The sequence below is a fragment of the Paenibacillus sp. MY03 genome (assembly GCF_002165585.1).
In the GTDB taxonomy this organism is placed as follows: domain Bacteria; phylum Bacillota; class Bacilli; order Paenibacillales; family Paenibacillaceae; genus Pristimantibacillus; species Pristimantibacillus agaridevorans.
Genome location: NZ_MXQD01000031.1, coordinates 95,040 through 116,051 on the forward strand (window position 1 = coordinate 95,040; position 21,012 = coordinate 116,051).

At 55.6% G+C, this 21,012-nt stretch carries 14 protein-coding genes; 9 read left to right on the plus strand and 5 right to left on the minus strand.

Translation table 11 applies throughout. The annotated features are described in order from the left end of the window. Positions 1–66 precede the first annotated feature (66 nt). The 3 genes from B1748_RS21960 to B1748_RS21970 are packed head-to-tail and all read left to right on the plus strand — an operon-like array spanning position 67 to position 6,327. Entirely contained in the window at positions 67–4,194 is a 4,128-nt protein-coding gene (locus tag B1748_RS21960) for a fibronectin type III domain-containing protein (RefSeq protein WP_087570093.1), read from the plus strand. Between the two features lie 22 nt (positions 4,195–4,216). Further along, entirely contained in the window at positions 4,217–5,221 is a 1,005-nt protein-coding gene (locus B1748_RS21965) for a glycoside hydrolase family 88/105 protein (RefSeq protein ID WP_179215738.1), read from the plus strand. A gap of 5 nt (positions 5,222–5,226) precedes the next feature. After that, positions 5,227–6,327 (plus strand): alpha/beta hydrolase, encoded by a 1,101-nt coding sequence (locus B1748_RS21970; RefSeq protein WP_087570095.1) that lies wholly within the window; start codon positions 5,227–5,229, stop codon positions 6,325–6,327. Here B1748_RS21970 and B1748_RS21975 read toward each other — a convergent pair. Then, positions 6,311–7,021 carry a hypothetical protein gene (locus B1748_RS21975; RefSeq protein WP_087570096.1) on the minus strand — a complete coding sequence of 237 codons (711 nt, stop codon included), beginning with the start codon at positions 7,019–7,021 and terminating at the stop codon, positions 6,311–6,313. The two genes, B1748_RS21970 and B1748_RS21975, sit on opposite strands and share 17 nt — an antisense overlap. 726 nt (positions 7,022–7,747) lie before the next feature. On the opposite strand from B1748_RS21975, the gene B1748_RS21985 reads away from it, so the two are divergent. The 3 genes from B1748_RS21985 (at position 7,748) to B1748_RS21995 (ending at position 11,905) form a co-directional block, all read left to right on the plus strand. Then, positions 7,748–8,623 (plus strand): hypothetical protein, encoded by an 876-nt coding sequence (locus B1748_RS21985; RefSeq protein WP_087570098.1) that lies wholly within the window; start codon positions 7,748–7,750, stop codon positions 8,621–8,623. A 113-nt stretch (positions 8,624–8,736) separates the two neighbouring features. After that, entirely contained in the window at positions 8,737–10,293 is a 1,557-nt protein-coding gene (gene zwf / locus B1748_RS21990; RefSeq protein ID WP_087570099.1) for a glucose-6-phosphate dehydrogenase, read from the plus strand. 25 nt (positions 10,294–10,318) lie between these two features. Then, positions 10,319–11,905 carry a peptide chain release factor 3 gene (locus B1748_RS21995; protein ID WP_087570100.1) on the plus strand — a complete coding sequence of 529 codons (1,587 nt, stop codon included), beginning with the start codon at positions 10,319–10,321 and terminating at the stop codon, positions 11,903–11,905. 551 nt (positions 11,906–12,456) lie between these two features. Here B1748_RS21995 and B1748_RS22000 read toward each other — a convergent pair. Then, the gene (locus B1748_RS22000) at positions 12,457–12,840 is read right to left on the minus strand and encodes a hypothetical protein (RefSeq protein ID WP_087570101.1); all 384 of its coding nucleotides are present in this window, start codon (positions 12,838–12,840) and stop codon (positions 12,457–12,459) included. A gap of 202 nt (positions 12,841–13,042) precedes the next feature. Here B1748_RS22000 and B1748_RS22005 point away from each other — a divergent pair, with 202 nt between their 5' ends. Together B1748_RS22005 and B1748_RS22010 are read left to right on the plus strand one after the other, a co-directional pair. Further along, positions 13,043–14,959, plus strand: coding sequence for an FAD-dependent oxidoreductase (locus tag B1748_RS22005; RefSeq protein WP_087570102.1), 1,917 nt, complete (start codon positions 13,043–13,045; stop codon positions 14,957–14,959). 206 nt (positions 14,960–15,165) lie between these two features. Then, complete coding sequence (locus B1748_RS22010) at positions 15,166–17,253, plus strand: serine hydrolase domain-containing protein (protein ID WP_256975856.1); 2,088 nt, start codon at positions 15,166–15,168, stop codon at positions 17,251–17,253. Between the two features lie 54 nt (positions 17,254–17,307). Here the strand turns inward: B1748_RS22010 and B1748_RS22015 are convergent, their stop codons facing one another. Both B1748_RS22015 and B1748_RS22020 read right to left on the minus strand, forming a co-directional pair. Then, entirely contained in the window at positions 17,308–17,964 is a 657-nt protein-coding gene (locus B1748_RS22015; RefSeq protein ID WP_087570104.1) for a GAP family protein, read from the minus strand. Between the two features lie 17 nt (positions 17,965–17,981). Continuing rightward, on the minus strand, positions 17,982–18,707 hold the full coding sequence (locus B1748_RS22020; protein ID WP_087570105.1) for a MerR family transcriptional regulator: 726 nt from the start codon (positions 18,705–18,707) through the stop codon (positions 17,982–17,984). Positions 18,708–18,919: 212 nt separating this feature from the next. Here B1748_RS22020 and B1748_RS22025 point away from each other — a divergent pair, with 212 nt between their 5' ends. Further along, positions 18,920–19,984, plus strand: coding sequence for an undecaprenyldiphospho-muramoylpentapeptide beta-N-acetylglucosaminyltransferase (locus tag B1748_RS22025; RefSeq protein ID WP_087570106.1), 1,065 nt, complete (start codon positions 18,920–18,922; stop codon positions 19,982–19,984). Between the two features lie 118 nt (positions 19,985–20,102). On the opposite strand, the gene B1748_RS22030 is transcribed toward B1748_RS22025, so the two are convergent. Next, positions 20,103–20,933, minus strand: a complete 831-nt coding sequence (locus tag B1748_RS22030) for a phytanoyl-CoA dioxygenase family protein (RefSeq protein ID WP_087570107.1) — start codon at positions 20,931–20,933, stop codon at positions 20,103–20,105. Positions 20,934–21,012: the final 79 nt, after the last annotated feature.

The window sequence follows — 21,012 nt, forward strand, 5'->3', positions numbered from 1 at the left end:
ATTTAAAAGTCGGGCAGGAGATTCGTCTCCTGCCCGAACCTGTAGAATGGCCTTGGAGGGGAAAACATGGGGATTACGGTATACGAATTAAAGGATCATTTGGATCATCAACAATATGAATGGCCGCTGTCGCTGGTGCGGTATCCCTTGCGGCTCCAACCCGGCGAAGCGCATCCGGACAGCTTGGCGCTGCGAGACGGGGACGGTCGGCGGGTACCGGTGCAACTCGTTGGGGCCGAACTGTCAGGCGGCTATGTCATAAGCGGGGAAATCGCTTTTCTGGCCGATCTGCCGAGAGGCGGGACGCGGCGTTATGAGCTGCATTACGGGGCAGCTTCGGAGTCTGTAGTGGATGAAGAGAAGCATGAAGGAGCGAGTGAGACCCGCGGCATGGCGGTGCGGGAGGATGGCGACGGCATTCGCTTCGGCAACGGGTTGATCGAGATTGCCGTGCCGCGCGCCGGCATCGCGCTTGAGGGAGCTGGCGGAGATAGGGCGACGCCCGGAGGGGCGAAGGCTGCGAATTCGGCGACGACCGCCGAATTGAGATCGACACGGCCGGATTCCGTCGATAGCTCGCCGGAAGATGAAGATGTCGCGACGCAAGAGGCGTTCGGCCTTTATCTGGCGAACGGCGGCAAGCTGGCCACGGCGCGTCTGACAAGCGGGCAAAAACCGTGCTCGGTGCAAAGCGAATGCATCTCCTCTGGCGCAGTCCTGCATGAGCATCGGATCACCTTTCTGTGGGAGAACGACGAGCGGTACGCCCTAACGATCCGTTTGGCGGCGGACATGCCTTTTGTGGAGCTGGAGGAGCAAATGGAGAGGGCGGCCGGCAGTCGGCTGGAAATCGAATGGACAGGACTGCAGCCGTCCCGCCGCTACACAAAGAGTCGGGGCGACGAGGCGATCGACGCTTACCTCGGCGAGCGGGGGGAGCTGCCGTTTCGTATTTTGCCTTACGACAATTTCCTGTCCTGGCATACGGGAAGGTCAGCAGCGTTTGTGGATGAAGAGAAACGGCTGGCGGTCGGCCTGTTCCATGGGGATCCCATGAAATGGGACGACGGGGAATATGCGCTCTGGAGATCGTCGGATACGCTGGCGATTTCCTTCCGATACGGGGAGGACGGTCTGGAGGAGCACGAAGAGGAGAGATTGATTTGGTCCTATCCTCTGGCCTCCGGCGTCCGGGCAACCAAACTGGCGGTGTATGACCCTGATAGGAAACGTGCGGCCCAGTCGACGGCAGCGCTCAGGGTTCCCGCAGCCGGGGGCGGTCTGCCGTTGATCGACGAGCTCGCATTGTGGCATAGCTTCCTGCCGCTTGACAAGGTGAAGGATTGGGTGCTGGATTGGGAGGAACCGCAGGAGCAATATCCAAGATTGTTCGATCCGGAGCAACTGCCGAAGGCGGGGCATATGTGGTATTTTGAACTGCATGAGGTGCCGAGGCCGGAGGATATGGAGGAAATCGTCGACAAGCTGTCCTTCAACTTCAACCAGGTGGAGGGCACCGCACCGGTGTCGAGCAGGGAGTTCGCGTTCTGGACGCCGGTCTTCGACCTGTCGGCCAGAGACATGACGCCGGAGCAATTCCGCCGCTTCAAGGCGGCCAGCGCGTTGATGGCTTATGTGCGTGAGGATGAATACGTGGCTCCCATTCATACGATGTTGTCGGGCCATCCCAATTTCCTGGTTGACTACAAGGCGGTGCTTGGATATATGTCGGCGCTGTTCCCCCATCACCCCCACGCCGGTCGTTGGATGGCCCATTACGAGAAGGCAATGGCGCTGAATTTGAAGTACCATACCCGTCCCGACGTAGCGCAGTGGAATGCCGAAGGCGGCCGCTGGACGGAAAATCTGGGCTGCTACGTCTGGGCCGCGCTGGTACCGATGGTTCGGTCCGCATGGTGTCTACGCAAAACGCATGGCGAAAGTACGCTGCTGTATCCCAATCTGGCGAAGCTTGGGGGTTGGCTGCTGAGGAGCCTCAGCGCTCCGCTGTCGGGCGGTCGGTCCTATCCGCCGCAGGGGGCGCATTCCGGCGTCCATAACGATCCGCTGCCTCCGCCTTACGCGCTTCGGGTGCTGGGAGATATGTTGTTGGACTATGATCCGCTGCTGGCGGAGCAACTGCTCGCGGTATGTCCCGCGGAGGCTCCCGGCTTCGAAAGCGGGGACCATTGCGACGTCTGGCGTATCATGCTGCAAGGCGAATACCTGTCTAATCCCGGTACGCCGCCGGGGCTGAAGTCGGCAAAATTCACTGGCTACGGCCACGTTCTGCGCTCCGCAGTCGGGACGTCCGGTGAGATGTCGGTGCACCTGCAGCAAATCGACGAAGGTCCCAACTATCGCTGGGGACGTTCGGGCGACGGCGGCAACGGCGTCATTTATTATTACGCGGACGGCAAACGATACAGCTACAACCGTCCCGAGGATGTCGGCGACGATAACATGGGGACGGGAGAAGGCAGCACGACCTTCGCCGTGCTTGACGGGCATGAATACAAGAGCATCGGACGTAACGAGCTGACGGGGGCGCTGCACGACTTTGGTTATGCGCAGTTTGCCGATCTGGCGGCGGGGCCCGACGCGAGGCCGCATTACCGCTCCCGCAGCGTGCTGATGTCCGGCAACGACTATATCGTTATCTACGACGAAGTGGCGGATATGCGGGTACGGGGGCGCTTCTCCTGGTTCTCGCATCGCGACGACCCGTTCCCGGCCATTTACCAGCTGAAGCCGGGGGTATCGCCTTCGCCGGTCACCTTGGCAGGGCCGATCGACGGGCCGCAGGTTCCGGCGGGACAATATAAAATCAATCGGAAGGCGCATGGCTATCCCAACGGCTCTGTCGGACGATATTACGACGGCTTCGGCGATTTCCTGACGGTCGTGACGCATCGCGGCGAATGGCAGCCGCAGATCTTGAGCGTCAAGGCAACGCCTTACGGCGCCGTCGTGGTGATGGTTGGCAGAGAGGACCATATCTTCCGCAGCGCAACGCGCATTCGCCATGGCGGCGATGACCTGGCGTTCGACGGCTATGCGGGCATCGTACGCCGCTATGGCCGAGGGCATGTCGAGGCGGCGTTGTTCCGTGGCCGCTTCATCGCGGCGGAGGGCATCAAGGCGACGATTGAGCTGGTGGAAGCGGCGACGGCAACGGCGGGCATCTCGGCGGAAGCGCTGGACTGCGGCGTAACGGAGGCCAAGCCGGGCGCATCGGGAGGTTCGCGGTACCGCGGCAGTGGGCAAGGTGCAGGAGCATTCGCGTTTACGGTGGTGGGCGGCTTGCTCAGCGGGTACTCCTCATCGGCGACTCCGCTTGTCGTCCGACTGGAGCTGCCGACCTCCCGGGTGACAGGGCAGCATAAGCTTTACGTGGACGGTAAGGCGCACGAAGCAAAGGCTGCGGTCGGCGACGAGGCCGGTGAGGGTGTGACCGTGCTGGAATTTGTTCTTCCGGCAGGTCGGACGGAATGGCAATGGACGGATGGCGATGCCATGCCGGGAAGGCTGGGAACGCTCCGCATGTCGCTGGCCTCGCCGCAAGAGGCGGAGCTGGAATGGGACTCGGCAGAGGGAGCGGACCGCTACGAGCTGGCCGTCAGCAAGGACGGCTGCCGTTCGTGGAAAACGGCAGCCGACGATATTCGCGGCAAGCATTACCGGCTGGAAGGGCTGATTGCGGGAACGAAGCTGCATGTCCGGGTCCGCGCATGCCGCGGGCAAGCGACTGGGGACTGGAGCGAGCCGTACCCGATCTATCCGTCGGCGCAACCGCCTGCCGCTCCGCAAGGGCTGCGGCTGCGGCGCAGGGACGGAGCAGTGGAAGCGACATGGGGAATGGTGCTGGGCGCGCAGCGGTATCGGCTGTACCGGCGGAAGGCGGAAGGCGGCGAAAGCGTGCTGCTGTACGAGGGGACGGAGCGACGCTTTCTAGACGACAACATTACGGCGGATGAGACGAATTGGGTCTATAGCGTTGCATCGGTAAACGGCAACGGGCAAGGTCCTCGCTCGCGGGACCGGGATACGGTTCCGGGCGGACTAATCGATTGGGATCCCAAGCCGGATGAAACTTTCCGCCGCTACATCCGCAGCCACGAATACGGGCATAACGGGTTTGATTATTGGGAGAACGTACGGAAGGGCAGCTTGCCGCCCTATCCACAGTCTTGAGTCAACGGGGAGGACGATACGAATGTCAAGAACGATTGAGCATATAAGAGAAGCGGCGGTCGACGCGACGCTGCGGATGCCGCTTCGCGAATGGAATTGGAGCGAAGGCGTGGCCTTGTACGGTTTGACTACGTTATGGGAGAGAACGGGATCGGAGCGCATTCGGACATTCCTTGAGCGGTGGTATGGCGAGCATCTCGGCAGGGGTTCGATCCCGGAGACGGTGAACGGCACGGCTCCTTGGGCAGGCCTGATGAAGCTGTCGGGCAAGCTGGGGCTGGTCGATTACGCCGATCGGCTCGCGGATCGCGTCGATCATCTGCTGCATCGCTCGCTCAGACTGGCGAACGGCGCTTACGAGCATACGCTGACGGAAACCAAGTTCGAGAAGCAGATGTGGGTCGATACTTTGTTTATGGCGGGACTGTTCCTGACGGAAGCGGGGTTTCGGCTTGGGAACGAGGATGCGGTAGAGGAAGGGCTGAAGCAATTCCATGTGCATGTCGCGGGGCTGCAGCAGCCGAACGGCCTTTTCTATCACGGCTGGGACGAAAGCAAAGGAAGCATTATCGGCTGTCAGTGGGCGCGCGGCAACGCATGGGCGGCCGTCGTGGCTGTGGAGCTGCTGCGAATCCTGCCGGAACGTTATGCGGAGGATCGGCGGATAATTCGGGATGTGCTGCACAAACAGTTGATGGGATTGCAGGCGTATCAGGATCTGTCGGGCTTGTGGACGACGGTGGTGACGGAACCGGGCACGTATGTAGAAAGCTCGGCAGCGGCGGGCATCGCTTACGCCGTGCTGAGAGGCATCCGAGAAGGATCGGTCGACCCCGCGTTTGGCGAAATGGCCCGCATGGCGTATCGAGCTGTCTGCGCGCTGATCGATCATGACGGCGTGCTGCGGGGCGTATCCAGCGGAACGGGCGTGCAAAGCCATCCCGGCGAATATCACGTTATCGCGCGCGATCGCCTGGAAGGCTACGGGCAAGGTTTGCTGCTGCTGATGTTGTCCGAGGAGCTCTGAGTTAGATGGGCGAAGGATTTAGCAGCAAAGGAAATGATCGCGAAACGACAGATGGCGAAGGCGCGCAGAGGACGCTTGGATACGGCGACGTTCTCGGCTCGGGACGAGAATTGGCGTGGCCGGTTGCGAAATTGCTGGAAGGCGCGGAACCGGAGACGCTGATGTACAAAAGCGTCGGCGGCAACGGACTGCGGCTGCTATTCGTGAAGCCGGATGACTGGAGACCGGAGGATCGCAGGCCGGCGATCATTTGGATTCACGGCGGAGGTTGGTCGGGCGGACAGCCCGAGCAGTTCGTGCCGCATTGCCGGTACGCGGCGCTGCGGGGAGCCGTCGGCTTTAGCGTGGATTACAGGCTCATTCCGAATACGGAGGAAAAGGCGGGCTTAAGCAAGGAGAGTCCGCTCACCACGAACATGGAGGAAAGCGCCGACTCCGCTGCAGATCAGGACCGCGGGGCAAACCGCCTTGCATCGGCGGCGAAGCTTGCGTGTCAAGCTTCCAGCGTGGAGGACTGCCTTAGCGACTGTATCGATGCCTTGCGGTTCATTCGCGAGCAGGCCTCGGAGATGGGGGTCGATCCCGAACGAATCGTCGTCGCTGGCGATTCCGCAGGCGGACATCTCTCCGCCTGCATCGGGACTTTGCCCCTTGATCATCCGCTCGGGGTGTTTGCGATCGTCAATTGCAACGGTATTGTCGATCTGACCGACAAATGGCGGTATTCCTCCCGCGCTCCTCTGCAGGAGAAGGCACAGACCAACGGGCAGGCTGTGCGAAACTGGTTTCTGGGGCGCGAGGAAGCGGGACGGCTGTCGCCACTTCAGCGGATTCGTCCGGGTCAACCGCCGTCGCTGACGCTGCATGGCCTGCTTGACCGTACGGTTGAAGCCGAGCAGTCTGTGAGATATGTAGAAGCGCATCGCAGCTGCGGCAACTACGCGAGGCTAATTCTATATCCTCGATCGAAGCATGCGTTCATTTTATTCGGCTATACAGCGGCTGTGGCGGAAACGATGGAAGCACTCGGAGACATCGATCGTTTCTTGGAAAACGCAGGATTCTGGGAGAACGATGGGATGCTTCCCCTCAAATGTATTTATTGACGATGGACCCCCTGCTTGGAAGCGGCCAGTACAGTTGGGCGGCGCCATAATACATGGCGTAAGGGTATGCAGCTGTAAAGGGAAGCTTAAGCCAGTCCGCGGGCTGCTGCTTCTCGGCGTATGCGACCGCCGTCTTCAATCCCGTCAATAATCCATCCGCTCCAAGCAGCAGGCGCCTCGCCTTGTCCGGGTCTTCAAGAGCAGAGAGGAGAGCCGGCGAATGCGCGCCAAAAGTTTCTTTTTGGCGCTCCTCGATGCCCTCCAGCGATAATTCGCCTCTCGCCAGTCCAAACTGCGAAGTTGCCGGATGCCGCAGAGCAAGTTCGATGACCTCCCACACTTCGGGCATCAAATATTCCTCATTGCGCTTGTAAACAGAAGCAAGCCCGTTCAACAGATCATCCAGCTCACGGAGCTTGTCCTTCGTTACTTCTCCATTTCGCCAGCCTTCTTGGCGGCCCAGCTCGATTATCAGGCTGTTCAGCTTTCCTTCGGCGGCTTTTGCTGTTCGAAGCCAGGCCGCGGCTCCCTTAGCAGACGACGCTTCCCAATCGGCCAGTCCGTTGACGGGCTCGGCGCGAGAAGGTTCGATCAGCTCCCGGTTGCGATAAGCGGCATAAGGGTTAACTGCGCTAATCGGCGCATAAGCATTCGAACGTTCAATCCCTCTTATGGAGCGGATATATTCAGCCATTAAGTGTTCCCCCTTTCCAAGTCCTGTTTAAGGACATTCACGACGAGAATGAGAAAAAAATAATATAATCAGCATACTATATAACGAACACGAAAGGACTCGAACGAGAGAGTCGAAACGTCACGAAATGTTCGTTATAAGGAACGAATTTGTCGACGAAAGACTCTCGCTGTCGATTAGATGATAAGAAATAACAGTCCAATGTCGTCTAGATTTAAAACGGCAACGCCCGGTGATCCGCTTCGGGACAATACATGGGCAGGATTCTGTCCTGATTGCGTGTAATTAGTAGAGTGTGCTTCTATGGAAGCAGACGTTGCTTTATCCCCTTGCCGCTGTTTCTTGCCGCGAACACCTTTACTCTTTTTGCCGGTTGTTGTTCGCCTGTTTGACGTGGATTGCTCGTTCGAGCTTCCCTGCTCCCGTTCATAGGCTGATTGGTTTCCATATGGCTGCGAGAAATGCAAGCCTTGACAGTCCCCTTGACAAGGAGATACGAGAACAAGACGTCCGTTAGCGCAACTCTCCGCGATTCCAACATACCTCAATCCGTTTTTTGCCACTGCGCAGACCGGCATCCCGATAATATGCTGCAAGTGATCGACAGTAAGCGGATAGATTCGTTCCATGGCTCCGTAACCATTCCCTCCATTGGTGTTGTTGCGACAGTGTATTCATCCGGAAGCCGAAATGTACGTTTACCTATACAAGAACGGAGGTTATACCATGTATGTACCCCGGAATTCGTTGTTGAATCGGGATGTAGCAGAAGCAGCAAGACATGGGAGATCCCGCAGACCCCGCAACAAATACGGCGTGGCATTTGCAAGCGCGATGCTCGTTCTCTTGCTGATTGCGGCTTTGGTGCTGCAAAAATCGGAATCGAAGGATCAGGCTGCCGCCCCTGCGCGGTACGCCCATGATCTTGCGCAGCTATGGAGCTGGAGCGATTCGGTGTTAGCCGGTGGAGCGAAGACGGCAGAATGGACGCTTCGGTTCGATGCGGTATTAAGCGAAGGGATGTCATTGGCGCAGTTGTCCGACAGCGTATTCTCCGACGCAGATGGAGTCATAAAGACGGAACGAATCGTGACGAATGGGGGAAACAGCGTGTCCGGACATTACTTCGCGCTTCTTGGTGAAAGTACGGACGCCGCTCGACTGTCGCTGCATCAGACGGGACAGTCTGACAATGGCATGACGGTGATCTTGCTTTTGGAATCGGGCGTCGAAGACTCGACGGAGCAAGGTCTGCAGGCTGCGCTTAAGCAACTGGGCTCCCTCCTCGCGAAGATGAGCGACGAGTGGACACTAACGATGAAGACGCATGGGTATTCGGACAAACAAGAAGGAGCCAAAACGCTGGAGCGAATAGCCAGAGGCCGCATCCTGGAGCAATATGAGGACGGAGGCACGCGCAGCGTCACGATGTTAAGCGACGCTCTTTTGTCGTCGAAGGCACTCGGAAATAACTGGCATGCCAATTTGCAGGTCGCGGAGCATCGCAGCACGGAAACAGCGCGGAACGAGCTGACGATAGGAGTACCGCTAATTTCGGGTGATTTCTCTTCTGTTCGAACGGCCGAAGAACGAGCAGATTAACAGATGGTTTATTTGCATTTTTTATAACCCGTTCAATGGCGATTTAAGGTTGAATATGCTAAACTACATATCATGCAATTCCCATAAAAATTCAGGTAGAAAGAATGAGGCGTATGACTCCCAATCCCATAATAGAATCGAATTCCCCGGAAGGCGCGGTTTATTACCTGTTCGGGGCGACCGGAGATCTCGCAAGACGCAAGCTGTTCCCGGCATTGTTCAGTTTATATAAAGAAGGCAAGCTGTCCGAGAAATTCGCTGTCGTCGGTCTCGCTCGCCGGGCGCGCAGCAACGAGCAGTTCCGTTCGGATCTGTACGAATCCATCAACGAGTTCTGCCGCTACAAGGCGGACGACGCCGAGCTCTGGACGCGGTTCGCGGAGCACTTCGTCTATATGTCGCTGGATATTAACAACGTCGACGGGTTTCGCGAGCTATCCTTGTTATCCGCAGAGCTGGACGAGAAGTTCGACATCCCGGGCAACCGTCTGTTTTATCTGGCGCTTGCGCCGTCACTGTTTGGCCCTGTATCCCTAAATCTCCGCGACGGAGGTCTGTTGGAGTCCAAGGGATGGCATCGGCTAGTTATTGAGAAACCATTCGGCTATGATCTGCCCTCGGCGCAGAAGCTTAACGAACAATTGGGCCAAGTGTTTAAGGAAGAAGAGATTTTCCGGATCGACCATTACCTGGGCAAAGAGATGGTTCAGAACATCCAGGTCATCCGTTTCGCGAACGCATTTTTTGAGCCGTTGTGGAACAATCACCATATCGCAAATGTGCAAATTACGTTGTCGGAGACAGTGGGCGTCGAGGAACGCGGCGGCTATTACGACAAGTCCGGGGCGCTGCGGGACATGGGGCAGAACCACATGCTTCAGATGCTGACGATGATCGCCATGGAGCCGCCAAGCCGACTTCACGGCGAGGACATCCGCGACGAAAAGGTAAAGGTGCTTCGTTCCCTTCGCGGCTACGAGTCGAACGAGGAAGTGCGCAGTCATGTCGTGCGCGGTCAATATACCGCCGGCAAGCTGGGCAACAAGGAACTGTCGGGCTACCGCCAGGAGGATTCTGTCGGCGAAGAGTCCGCGACGGAAACTTATTTTGCCGCAAAGGTGTTTGTCGATAACTTCCGCTGGGCGGGTGTGCCGTTCTATATCCGTACGGGCAAACGTCTGCCGGTTAAGACGACGGAGGTCGTCGTGGAATTTAAAGCGATGCCGCAAAACGTCCTGTTCGCGCAAAAACACGAGCTGTCGCCGAATCTGCTTGTCATCCGGGTTAATCCGATGGAAGGCATCTATATTAAGATCAACGCCAAGAAACCGGGCGCGGACAACGACGTCCAGCCGGTATCGATGGAATTTTGCCAAAGCTGCATGATCGGCATCAATACGCCGGAAGCCTACGAGAGGCTCATTCATGACGCGGCTCGAGGCGATTCCACTTACTTCACGCGTTGGGACGAAGTATCCCATGCATGGGAATTCGTGGACCGGATCGCGAAAGGCTGGCGCGAGGATTCATCCGATCTGGAGCCGTATCCGGCAGGATCGTGGGGTCCGGCAAAGGCGAACGAGCTGCTCGCGGAGCAGGGCCATCACTGGTGGCCGGTCAACGGCCAGGATGAGGATAACGTCATCTGGATCACCAATAAGGATAAATAGATAAGACCGTGAAGGGAAGGCAAGCATGAATCAATCATTATCTAACGAAATTAAGCAGGAAGTCGACAAACGGCGTACGTTCGCGATCATATCCCATCCGGACGCCGGCAAGACGACCTTGACCGAAAAGCTGCTTCTATTCGGGGGCGCCATTCGACTGGCCGGCTCTGTCAAAGCCCGCAAAGCCAGCCGTCATGCGACATCCGACTGGATGGAGATCGAGAAGCAGCGGGGCATCTCCGTTACCTCGTCCGTCATGCAGTTCGATTATTTGGGGCATCGGGTAAACATTCTGGATACGCCCGGTCACCAAGACTTCTCCGAGGACACCTACCGCACGTTGACGGCGGCGGACTGCGCGGTCATGTTGATCGACGTTGCGAAGGGCGTCGAGGTGCAGACGGTAAAGCTGTTCCAGGTTTGCCGCAAGCGCGGAATTCCGATCTTTACCTTCATCAACAAGTTGGATCGCGAGGGCAAAAGCCCGTTCGATCTTATGGAAGAGCTGGAGCAGGTACTTGGCATCCGTTCCGTGCCGATGAATTGGCCAATCGGCATGGGCCGGGAGCTATGCGGGGTCTACGATCGGATGAAGAACCAGGTGGAGCTGTTCCAAGGGAACGATCATTCCACGATAGAAGTACGCAAAGTCGGCGACTACAACGATCCCATTATTCGCGAGATGGCCGGCGACTATTTGACGGATCAGCTGATTTCCGATCTGGAGCTGCTTGACGTAGCGGGTGATCCATTCGACTACGACAAGGTACGCGCAGGCGAGCTGACGCCGATCTTCTTCGGCAGCGCCGTCAACAACTTCGGCGTACAGACATTTCTGGAGAACTTCCTGCAGCTCGCGCCGAAGCCGACTTCGCGGAACAGCATGTCGGGCCCAATCGAGCCGACGAACGAGAAGTTCAGTGGCTACGTGTTCAAGATTCAGGCCAACATGAACCCGGCTCACCGCGATCGTATCGCGTTCCTGCGTATTTGCTCGGGACGGTTTGAGCGGGGGATGGCCGTAAAGCATGTACGCAACAAGAAGGAGATCAAGCTGTCGCAGCCGCAGCAATTTCTGGCGCAGGACCGCGATATCGTCGAGACGGCTTACCCCGGCGACATTATCGGTCTGTTCGATCCCGGCATCTTCCGTATAGGCGATTCCTTGTCGCAAGGCATGGAGGTGGAATTCGACGAGCTGCCAACGTTCTCTCCCGAAATTTTCTCCAAGGTAACGGTTAAAAATGCCCTTAAGCATAAACAATACCAGAAGGGGCTGGACCAGCTGACGGAAGAAGGCACGATCCAGGTGTTTTACTCCACCGGCAACTTCGACGAGACGATTCTCGGCGTCGTCGGCCATCTGCAATTCGAGGTGTTCGAGCATCGGATGAAGGCGGAATACGGCGTAGACATCCAACTGCACCGGATGACGTTCCAATTCGCCCGCTGGATCGTGGACGAGAAGATCGATCCTTCCAAGTTCCGAATCAACTCCACGCTCGTGAAGGACAAAAAGGGCAATTACGTTGCCTTGTTCGAAAACGAATATGCGATGCGCACCGCCATGGACAAAAATCCGACCTCCAAGTTTCTGGAGACGGCGCCTTAAACTTATCTCAACCTCTCGGCAGAGCTGCCGGGAGGATTTTTTATTGTATAGGAAATAATGCGACATACGAGATTGTGGATAATGAGCTTCAGCAGTAATGGGGCAAAATAGGTTGGCGGTCATTTTTGCGACTAATAAGTAGGCGAACGAGCAGCTATAGGCGTTAAAAACGCCGATGGACCGGAAAGTAACTCCAATTAGCGTGCATAGGCGTTATAAACGCTTATGGCACCAAAAAGTAGGCTAACGAGCAGCTGTAGACGTTAAAAACGCCGATGGACCGGAAAGTAGCCCTGATTATCAGCCGTAGGCGTTAATAACGCATATGGCACCAAAAAGTAGGCTAACGAGCAGCTGTAGACGTTAAAAACGCCGATGGACCGAAAAGTAACTCTGATTAGCAGCCATAGGCGTTTGTAACGCTTATGGCTCCAAAAAGTGCAAGTTTTGCAACCACTGTGCTGACAAAGCCAGTGAAACGTAACCGAATGGTTAGAAAAGAAGTAAAAAAGAGCATGCGCCAATGAGGCGCACGCTTGCAAGAAGCTCAATTATTGGAAGCTTTTGAAGCCTTGGTTCATCCCTGCTTGATTTTGAAAACCGTAGGAATGGCTGGTTTGCTGATTGGCGAATGCAGGAGAAACGTGGGAAAGGGAAGCTTGCTCGATTTGACGCAGGTTTTGGGACATTTGCTGCATTTGCTGGATGGCTGTTTGATGACCTTGCAGTGCCGTTTGGATCGTTTGAGCGGCACGCTGCTCCTTCTGAGCGATTTCCTCCAGCGTTCTTGCGTTTTGCTGCTCTTGCTGCAGCAATTGCTGGTACATCTGAGAGGCTTGCTGCGTTTGGGTGATGAGTTGGCTGATCAGTTGCTCGCATTGGTTGATCTGGCCGGTAATGGATTGATTCTGGTACAAGGATTGGTTCTGATACATGAAATTACCTCCGTCTGATATTAGGATAGTGTGGCGCTTCGCGATTCTGTCTCACGCCAACCCGATTAGTTATTCGCAGGATGTGGATGGATTATTCAAACGTGGCAACTCTATGAAACTATCGCTCTTTTATTGTGCCCAGATAGACAGTTAGTCTATAATAGTTGGGATACAAAGAGAATGGGAGGGTACAAGAGCAGGCATGAAGAATCGCAAGTCTATTATTTTGCTGACATTGGGACTATTGCTGATCATTATCGCAGGGTTGTTTTACGTAATAAAATTACAGGACGACAAGGGCCCCGCGCCCGTGACGGAAGTTAAGGATATTCCACAGGTTCCGGTAAAGGAGCTGAAGGAGCAGTACGACGTAGTCGTCGTAGGCACCGATCCGGAGGGCGTGGCCGCAGCCGTATCCGCGGCGCGGAATGGCCTGAAGACGCTGCTGGTTGACGGGAAAAACCGTGAAATATTGGGCGGACTGTTTACTTTAGGCTGGCTTAACAGTCTGGACATGAACCGGGCGCCGGATGGTGTCGATTATTATAACAAAGGCATATTTAAGGAATGGTTCGACCGAGTCGAAGGCGATTCCTTTGCTATCATTACGGCTACCAATGCCTTCCATGAATTGGTAGAAGCAGAAGATAACATCGAGGTTCGCTTGGGCATGAAGAGCATAGAGCCCATTATTTCGACTGATGGCGGCGCAACGACCGTAACGGGAGCGAAGCTGACGGCCGCTGATGGCACCGTATTGGAAATAACCGCAGGGGCAGTCATCGACGCGACGCAGGACGGCGATTTCGCTGCTGCTGCGGGAGCGCCGTTTACGTTCGGCCGCGAGGATATCGGCGACGACAAGCTGTTGATGGCCGTTACGCCGGTGTACGAGCTAGTTAACGTGACCCCGGAAGTGTGGGATGCCATCAGTAAACGTCAGAACAATGACGACGATCCGGATACGGGAGCAAATAACGAAAGCGTATGGGGCTTCAAAGAAATGTGGGAATATCCTTCCACGAATCCGGAGCGCATTCGTTCCCGGGGACTTAACATCGGCCGTTCGGTCAATGATACCGCGTTTATCAATGCCGTTCAGATTTTCGAGGTCGACCCGTTCAATCCCGCATCCATCGAAGAGGCCTACGAAATCGCGCGTAAGGAAATTCCGCTTATGCTCGATTATTTGAAGTCGCTGTACCCGGAGCTTGAGCCGATCGAGCTTGGGGCGCTCGCGCCGGAGCTGTACGTGCGAGAGACTCGCCACTTGATCGGCGAATATCGTCTGACGATGACGGATTTGCTGGAGCAGCAGACTCATCCGGACGATATCGCATTCGGCTCCTACCCGGTCGATATTCAGAGCACTTCGTCCGCGCCTACGGACAGAGGCGCTGTCGTTATGAGACCGAAGTTCTACGGCGTACCGTTCCGTACGCTCGTGCCGCAAAAGATTGACGGCTTGCTCGTCGTCGGACGTTCGGCCAGCTTCGACTCTTTGCCTCATGGCAGCGCTCGCGTCGTACCGCTCGGCATGGCAACAGCCCAGGCTGCAGGAGCAGCTGCAAAGCTTGCACAGGAGGAAGGCATCACGTTCCGCGAGTTGTCGGCGAGCGAGTCGCTGATCGCGACCCTGAAGGAGCGTCTGACGGAGCAGGGCATGGATTTGACTCCGCCTAAGCTCGAGCCATATCCCTTCATCAGCCACCCAGCTTACGAAGGCATGAAGCTGGCTGTAAGCATGGGCATCTCTCAAGCCGGGTACGGTGTCGACTTCGGACTGGATATCGAGTCCAATCCGAAACGTCTCTTCTTTAATCTGACCGGTGCGTCCAAGACGCATCCCGAAGCGTTCGCGCATTCGGCGGAACCTTCCATTAAGGACATTCCGACGGACCAAGTGAGCACGATGCCATTGACGCTGGAGCAAGCCGCATATTCCCTCTTGACGGCCGTGGAAGGCGAAGCCGTGCCGGCCAAGGCGCTGGACGTGCTTATGGCGGGAGGCCTCGTCCAGGCGGACACGCTGTCCCTGATCAAGGACCGCAATAAGCTGACGAACGGCGACGTATACATGCTAATTAAAGATGTCGTGGACGCCTTGTCCACTAAATAAGACCAAAAAGAGCCGATGGAGCGTAATTCGCCCCGTCGGCTTTTCATCTGCGACTCTTAACGAGCTAAACATGGTTCGAACTCGCTGATTTGCTTCTATAGAGTCGCAGAGGTCCTATTATTCCAAATATATGAAACTGCCATTCTATGAATCCCGTATTAAGTAGAGTTGGTTATCTTACTACGAGAAACGGAGTGAAAGTTCAGTTGAGATGGTTGACTAAAACAATGACCGCTTCTGTCGTGGCTTTTAGCCTGGTTGTGCCTGCTGCTTACGCAGCTCCGGCGACGGATACGACGGCTGCCGGCTCTGGCGCAGTGCCGCTTGCAAAGGACTTGAATGCAGAGACGGCTAAAGCATTTTTGGATTCGTTTTTTGCCTCCGAGCAAGCAAAGCCGCTATATGTAGGAGCATCCGTCGTCATCGTCAAGGACGGCAAGACGATCGCGGAGAACGGTTACGGGTTTGCGGATCTGGAGTCGGAAGAGCCGGTCGATCCGGCAAGCAGCCTGTTCCGAATAGCGTCGGTATCCAAGTCCTTTACGGCAACGGCGCTCATGCAACTGGTGGAGCAAGGCAAAGTGAGCTTAAAGGATGATTTCTCGAAGTACATCAAAGGACTGAAGTTTGATAATCCATACGATGCCCCGGTGACGATCGAACAATTGCTGACGCATACAACCGGCTTCGAAATTCAGGATCCGCTTCCGGAGGATATACATACCGATTACGATCGTGTCGTGAAGCTGGACGATTACGCGCTCAAGCATATGCCTCCCGTCGTCAGGGAGCCCGGAAGCTCCTATATGTACGACAACTTCGCATCGCTGCTGCAAGGACTAGTGGTACAGAACGTCAGCGGCGTGCCGTTCGAGACCTATATGGAGGAAAATCTGTTCGAGCCGCTTGGCATGACGAACAGCACCTTTTTGCCCAAAGATGAGCTGAAGGAGCGAATGGTAACGGAGTATGGGGTCGACGGCTCGGTGCTTGATCATTATGCCATCGATCCGACGGTAATGCCGCAGGGCGGCATGTTGTCCACGGCTCAGGATGTCGGCAAATATATGGTGTCGTTCTTAAACGAAGGAGCGGCCGGTTCCGGACGTATTTTGAAGGGTGCGACGGTAGCCGACATGCAGGAGTACCGCTCTTACGCGCATCCGCTGCTGCCGGATACAACTTATGGCTTTGAGGCGCCGATCCAGCTGCCTGGAGCGGGCAGCAGCTCAAGCGTCATTACCAAGGCGGGCGATCTCATTGGCACCAGTTCCCTGATGTTTATGATTCCGGAGGAAGAGACAGGCGTATTCCTGACATACAACAAACTCGGACCGTTGCGTGATCTGTTCTACTCGGCCTTTATTACAGAGTTTTTCCCGGATATCGCCAAGCCGGCTGAGCTGGATCCAGCGTTCGAGCCCTACACGACGGAGGAGCTGGAAGCATTTAGCGGCGTTTATTCCGATCTGCGGCTTCGCGTTATCGTATCGACGCTCGGTGCGGAAGGAGACGGCAGCCTGGTCATCTCGGATTCCTTCCTGGGACCTCGCAGCTTGAAGCAAGTGGACGACAATTTGTTTGTCGACGGTCTGACGGGCAAGTTTACGGCATTCCGACTAAACGACGACGGCATCGCTACCTATATGAAGGAACCTTATCTGAATCCGCTCGGCTATGCGCGCAAGGGCGTAGAACCTGCCGGCTTCGCCGATGTCCCGGCCGATCATCCGTATGCGGAGGCCATCCATGCGCTTCAGTCGCTTGGCTACCTCGCCAATGACGCGAAGGCAGCATTCGGACCCGAAGAAGCAGCAACGCGCGGCGGGTTCGTGCAGGCTCTGATGGAGATTAGCGGACTAAGCGGCAGTACTTCCGACGAGCCCGCCTTTAAGGATCTCGCCGGCCATCCTTCCGCTCCGTTTATCCAACAAGCCTATGAGATGGGACTTGTCAAAGGAGCGAACACGGAAGAATTTAGACCGGATCGACCAATTACCAGACAGGAAGCGGCCGTTATGATCTGGCGCGCGCTCGTTCTGCAATATCCGGCGGAGCTGTTCGAATCCGTAAAGCTGTCCGGGGATACGGACGAATGGGCTGAGCCTGCCGTTAAGATGCTCGTCGGGTTAGGCCTCATCGGTCCTGAAGTAAAGCAGAATGCGGACGGAGCCTTCGACTTCTTGTCCAAGGCAACCCTTAAGCGTCAGGAAGAAGCCTTTATTCTCCATGCGCTTCTGACATCGCCGACGGATGCTATCGTTGCGGGGTTGATGGCCCAGCAAGCTCAATAATGGATTACAGCTCCCGATGCTTGGCATCGGGAGCTGTTCTTTTATTCCAAGAGTTTAAAATTTGTCTATGTTATTAAGAACCAGGATGATCCCCGCGATGCTCATTACCCAGGACAACGTCGATCCGGCGCTGTTAGCAAGCTTTGTGCCAAGTTTCTCAAGCGGATGGCGCATTAGACGTCCCAGAATTAGATGAAGCAAATATAATATGATCGCGGGCAAAACCATGATCACATTGTACGAGGCTAACAGCGGAACCCACTCCACCGGCGTCAGCTCGGCTATGCCCATAAGCCCGATCGCGGCAAAATAGGGGAGAGCTGTCGCGACCTCTATCGCAAAAGTAGTTACTCCGAGCGCAACCATGGAAGCGACGTTTTTGGATTTAGGTCTAGGGGGCGAATGTTTTTTTTTGGTGTTGATAAAGAAGCTGCCGATAAACAGGGCCGCGCCGATAATCGTCAAAGCTATGCCGACAGCCCGGCTTTGGAAAAGATCCGCTGCCGATTCCATGACGGTGCCGAGTCCCATCATCAATAAAGCTCCGACGGCAAAATACAGAACGGCGACGGTTGCAATATAGGCGAGTAGACGAGTGAACACCTTCCCTCCGGGGGAGAGCAGCAAATAGATGGTGACTCCGATGATGGCGGGGCTAAGCATGTCCAATAGGGACAAGGCGCCAACGGATAAAATTAATTCTGTGGTCAACGAACTACCTCCGATCCCTAATTGTTGCGAGATAAAAAGATGGCGTACGCGTTTTCGATTAACGAGATAAGCCGATCGTGGATGGGATACAGCCCCATCTGCTCCGATTGTTCCGAGGACTTCCGAATGTCCCACAGCTTCTCCGCAAAAGCCTCCTCGCCGCCGAATTCCTCCAGATACTTCTCGTGCATGCGAGCTATAATACGCTGAATAGCGGGAGAGTCGGGGGCCGAATCCCCGTATTTGTTGAGCTGACCCAGTAAAGCGATCCACTCCAGAGAATCGGGATCGTCGCTGTTCAAATTAGGAAGCCGTTCCAGCAGGGGGAGTTCGCGTTCCTCGAACATTCGTGCGCGGTAATCATGTTTGATCGCCGAATCGCTGCCGGATGACCGGATAAGCCGATGGATGACGTCTCGATTGGTTGCTCCTTCAACCGCGAGGCTATTAAGAAGCCCTCGCAGATCCGATTCCGTTTGCTTTAATTTTTTTTGCTCGTTTATGACGTAATGGAGCTGCTGCTTTAGCGAGCCGGACCAGTTCCATTCTTCTCTGGCAAGCATGTCCGCGATTTCCCGCAAGCCAAAGCCCAGTTTTTTGAGAAACTGGATTTGCTGCAGTCTCATCAATTCCGAATCGCCGTATAATCGGTGATTTCCTTGCGTCTTATCCGCGGGCTTGAGCAAGCCTATATGGTCGTAATATCTTAACGTACGAACCGTAATGCCGGTTTGTTTGGACATTTCATGAATGGAGATCGACTTCGTCACCTTCTTCCCGCAATTTAGGTATGATTCTATTGTAAAAGATGACGCAACGTCACTTTCAAGTGTTTTTTTGTCATTCAACCGTTTTTTTTGCAGTCGATGGGAAGTTGAGGGGAGAATGCGATTGCCCGTGCTATTTTTCCCTGACGAAAGTATAATGAAAGGAATGTGATTGGAGGTTAACGGGGATGAAAAAAATTATGTTCACGGGCGGAGGCTCGGCTGGTCATGTGACCGCGAATCTCGCGCTGATTCCATACTTTCGTCAGGAGAACTGGTCGATTCATTATATCGGTTCCGTCAGCGGCATCGAACGCAAGCTGATCGAGGAGCTGCCCGATGTGAGGTATTGGCCTATCTCGACAGGGAAGCTGCGCCGCTACCTGGACTGGAATAACGTGAAGGATCCATTTAAGGTGGTGGGCGGACTGCTGCAGGCCTACCGAATCATTCACAAGGAGAAACCGAACGTCGTCTTCTCCAAGGGCGGCTTCGTGTCCGTGCCTGTCGTCATCGGAGCTTGGCTGAACCGAGTGCCCGTGCTTATCCATGAATCCGACATGACGCCGGGTCTGGCGAATCGAATCGCGCTGCCGTTTGCTTCGGGCATCTGCACGACGTTCCCGGAGACGACGAAGTCGACCACGCCGGGCAAAAGCCGGTACATAGGTCCCGTCATTCGCGATGAACTGCTGCAGGGGAAAGCGGAACGGGGACGCGAGCTGTGCGGCTTCCGCCGGGATAAACCGGTGCTGCTCATTATGGGCGGCAGTCTCGGGGCGCGGCGCATTAACGAAGCCATACGCAAGCAGCTGTCGCCGCTGACGAGCCGATTCCAGATTGTCCACCTATGCGGCAAAGGCGGCGTAGAGACCAAGCTGGAATCGAACAACTACAGGCAATTCGAATATGTAAACGACGAGCTGCCGCATCTGCTGGCATCCGCGGACATGGTCATTTCGCGTGCGGGCTCGAACTCTATATTCGAATTTTTGGCTCTCCGCAAGCCCATGCTCCTTATTCCGCTGACTAAGGGTCAAAGCCGCGGCGACCAGATACTGAACGCCGAATCGTTCCGCAAGCTGGGTTATGCCGAAGTGCTGCCGGAAGAGCAGCTGACGCCGGATTCGCTGCTGGAGCGGACGATGGACCTGTACGGGAACAGGGAGCGTTACAAGGAAACGATGAAGGCGTTTGATCCCGGTAACGGCATCAAACAAATTCGTGATTGGATCACGACGATTATGAAGTAAGCCTGTCCGCAAGGAGACGGGGAAAAAGCTGCTTTGACGCCATCCGTTTGCGATGGCGCCAAGGCAGCTTTTGTGTTGGCGGGGTTTTGTGTGCCCGGACTGACAGCAGGCAAAGCGATTACTTCCGGCTGTAGACGAGCGGGTTCAGCGGGCTTGCTGCCGGATCGCCTGGCTTGCAGCCCGGGAACCAGCTTTTCATGTCCGATTCGCGCGCCTTGCTGTCGGGTTCCGCTACCGTCAGCCCGTCCGCGATATAGATGACGGTCATAACCTTGCGCATATGCTCCGTCGGGTTGCCCGGGGCGGAATGCATCGTCCAGCCGGAGTGGAAGGTAGCGTCGCCAGGCGACATGGCTCCGTAATTCACCTGCGGTATGCCTTTGCCTTCAATGAATTGTCCGAGCGTCTTATGCGATTCGTCGGAAATGAACTGCTTGTTGACGTAACCCAGCTTATGCGTCCCGGATGCAAATGACATCGTGCCCACCTCTTGCGGGATCGGGACTAAGGGCATCCACATCGTAATCGTTTTGTCTGTGTCGAGCGGCCAATAGATTTGATCCTGATGCCACGGGGTATGCCCGCCGCCCGGCTCCTTGAACAACGCTTGATCGTGATAAATGCGCACGCCTTCCACGCCCATCAGATCGGCGGCGATTTTCGCGAAACGCTTCGCCAGGACAAACCGCTTAACCTCTTCGCTCTTCTGCCATAGATTTCCGACCTGGATGAAAGCTTTGCCGTATGTGTCTCGCTCGGAGACGGGTTTATCGTGGTAGTTCAGCTCCATGACGATGGATGTAATTTGTTCCTCGTAATACGCGATTTCCTCTGGTGTTGCGACGTTTGTCAAAAAGATATGACCGTCTTCTTGATATTTGTCCGTCTGCTCTTTGTTGAGAGGGTATTCGTTTTGCATGTCATAATACGTTTTTGCTTGTTCTGTCATGTTCTACACATCCTTTGACTCTGAAGTATGAAATAAGATAGTTCTATCATAAGGCGGAAGTGACGAGACGGCTTTGTCA

Coding starts and splice junctions, on each gene's coding strand:
- B1748_RS21960 (WP_087570093.1), top strand. CDS start 67: ATGGGGATTACGGTATACGAATTAAAGGATCATTTGGATCATCAACAA.
- B1748_RS21965 (WP_179215738.1), top strand. CDS start 4,217: ATGTCAAGAACGATTGAGCATATAAGAGAAGCGGCGGTCGACGCGACG.
- B1748_RS21970 (WP_087570095.1), top strand. CDS start 5,227: ATGGGCGAAGGATTTAGCAGCAAAGGAAATGATCGCGAAACGACAGAT.
- B1748_RS21975 (WP_087570096.1), bottom strand. CDS start 7,021: ATGGCTGAATATATCCGCTCCATAAGAGGGATTGAACGTTCGAATGCT.
- B1748_RS21985 (WP_087570098.1), top strand. CDS start 7,748: ATGTATGTACCCCGGAATTCGTTGTTGAATCGGGATGTAGCAGAAGCA.
- zwf (WP_087570099.1), top strand. CDS start 8,737: ATGACTCCCAATCCCATAATAGAATCGAATTCCCCGGAAGGCGCGGTT.
- B1748_RS21995 (WP_087570100.1), top strand. CDS start 10,319: ATGAATCAATCATTATCTAACGAAATTAAGCAGGAAGTCGACAAACGG.
- B1748_RS22000 (WP_087570101.1), bottom strand. CDS start 12,840: ATGTATCAGAACCAATCCTTGTACCAGAATCAATCCATTACCGGCCAG.
- B1748_RS22005 (WP_087570102.1), top strand. CDS start 13,043: ATGAAGAATCGCAAGTCTATTATTTTGCTGACATTGGGACTATTGCTG.
- B1748_RS22020 (WP_087570105.1), bottom strand. CDS start 18,707: ATGTCCAAACAAACCGGCATTACGGTTCGTACGTTAAGATATTACGAC.
- B1748_RS22025 (WP_087570106.1), top strand. CDS start 18,920: ATGAAAAAAATTATGTTCACGGGCGGAGGCTCGGCTGGTCATGTGACC.
- B1748_RS22030 (WP_087570107.1), bottom strand. CDS start 20,933: ATGACAGAACAAGCAAAAACGTATTATGACATGCAAAACGAATACCCT.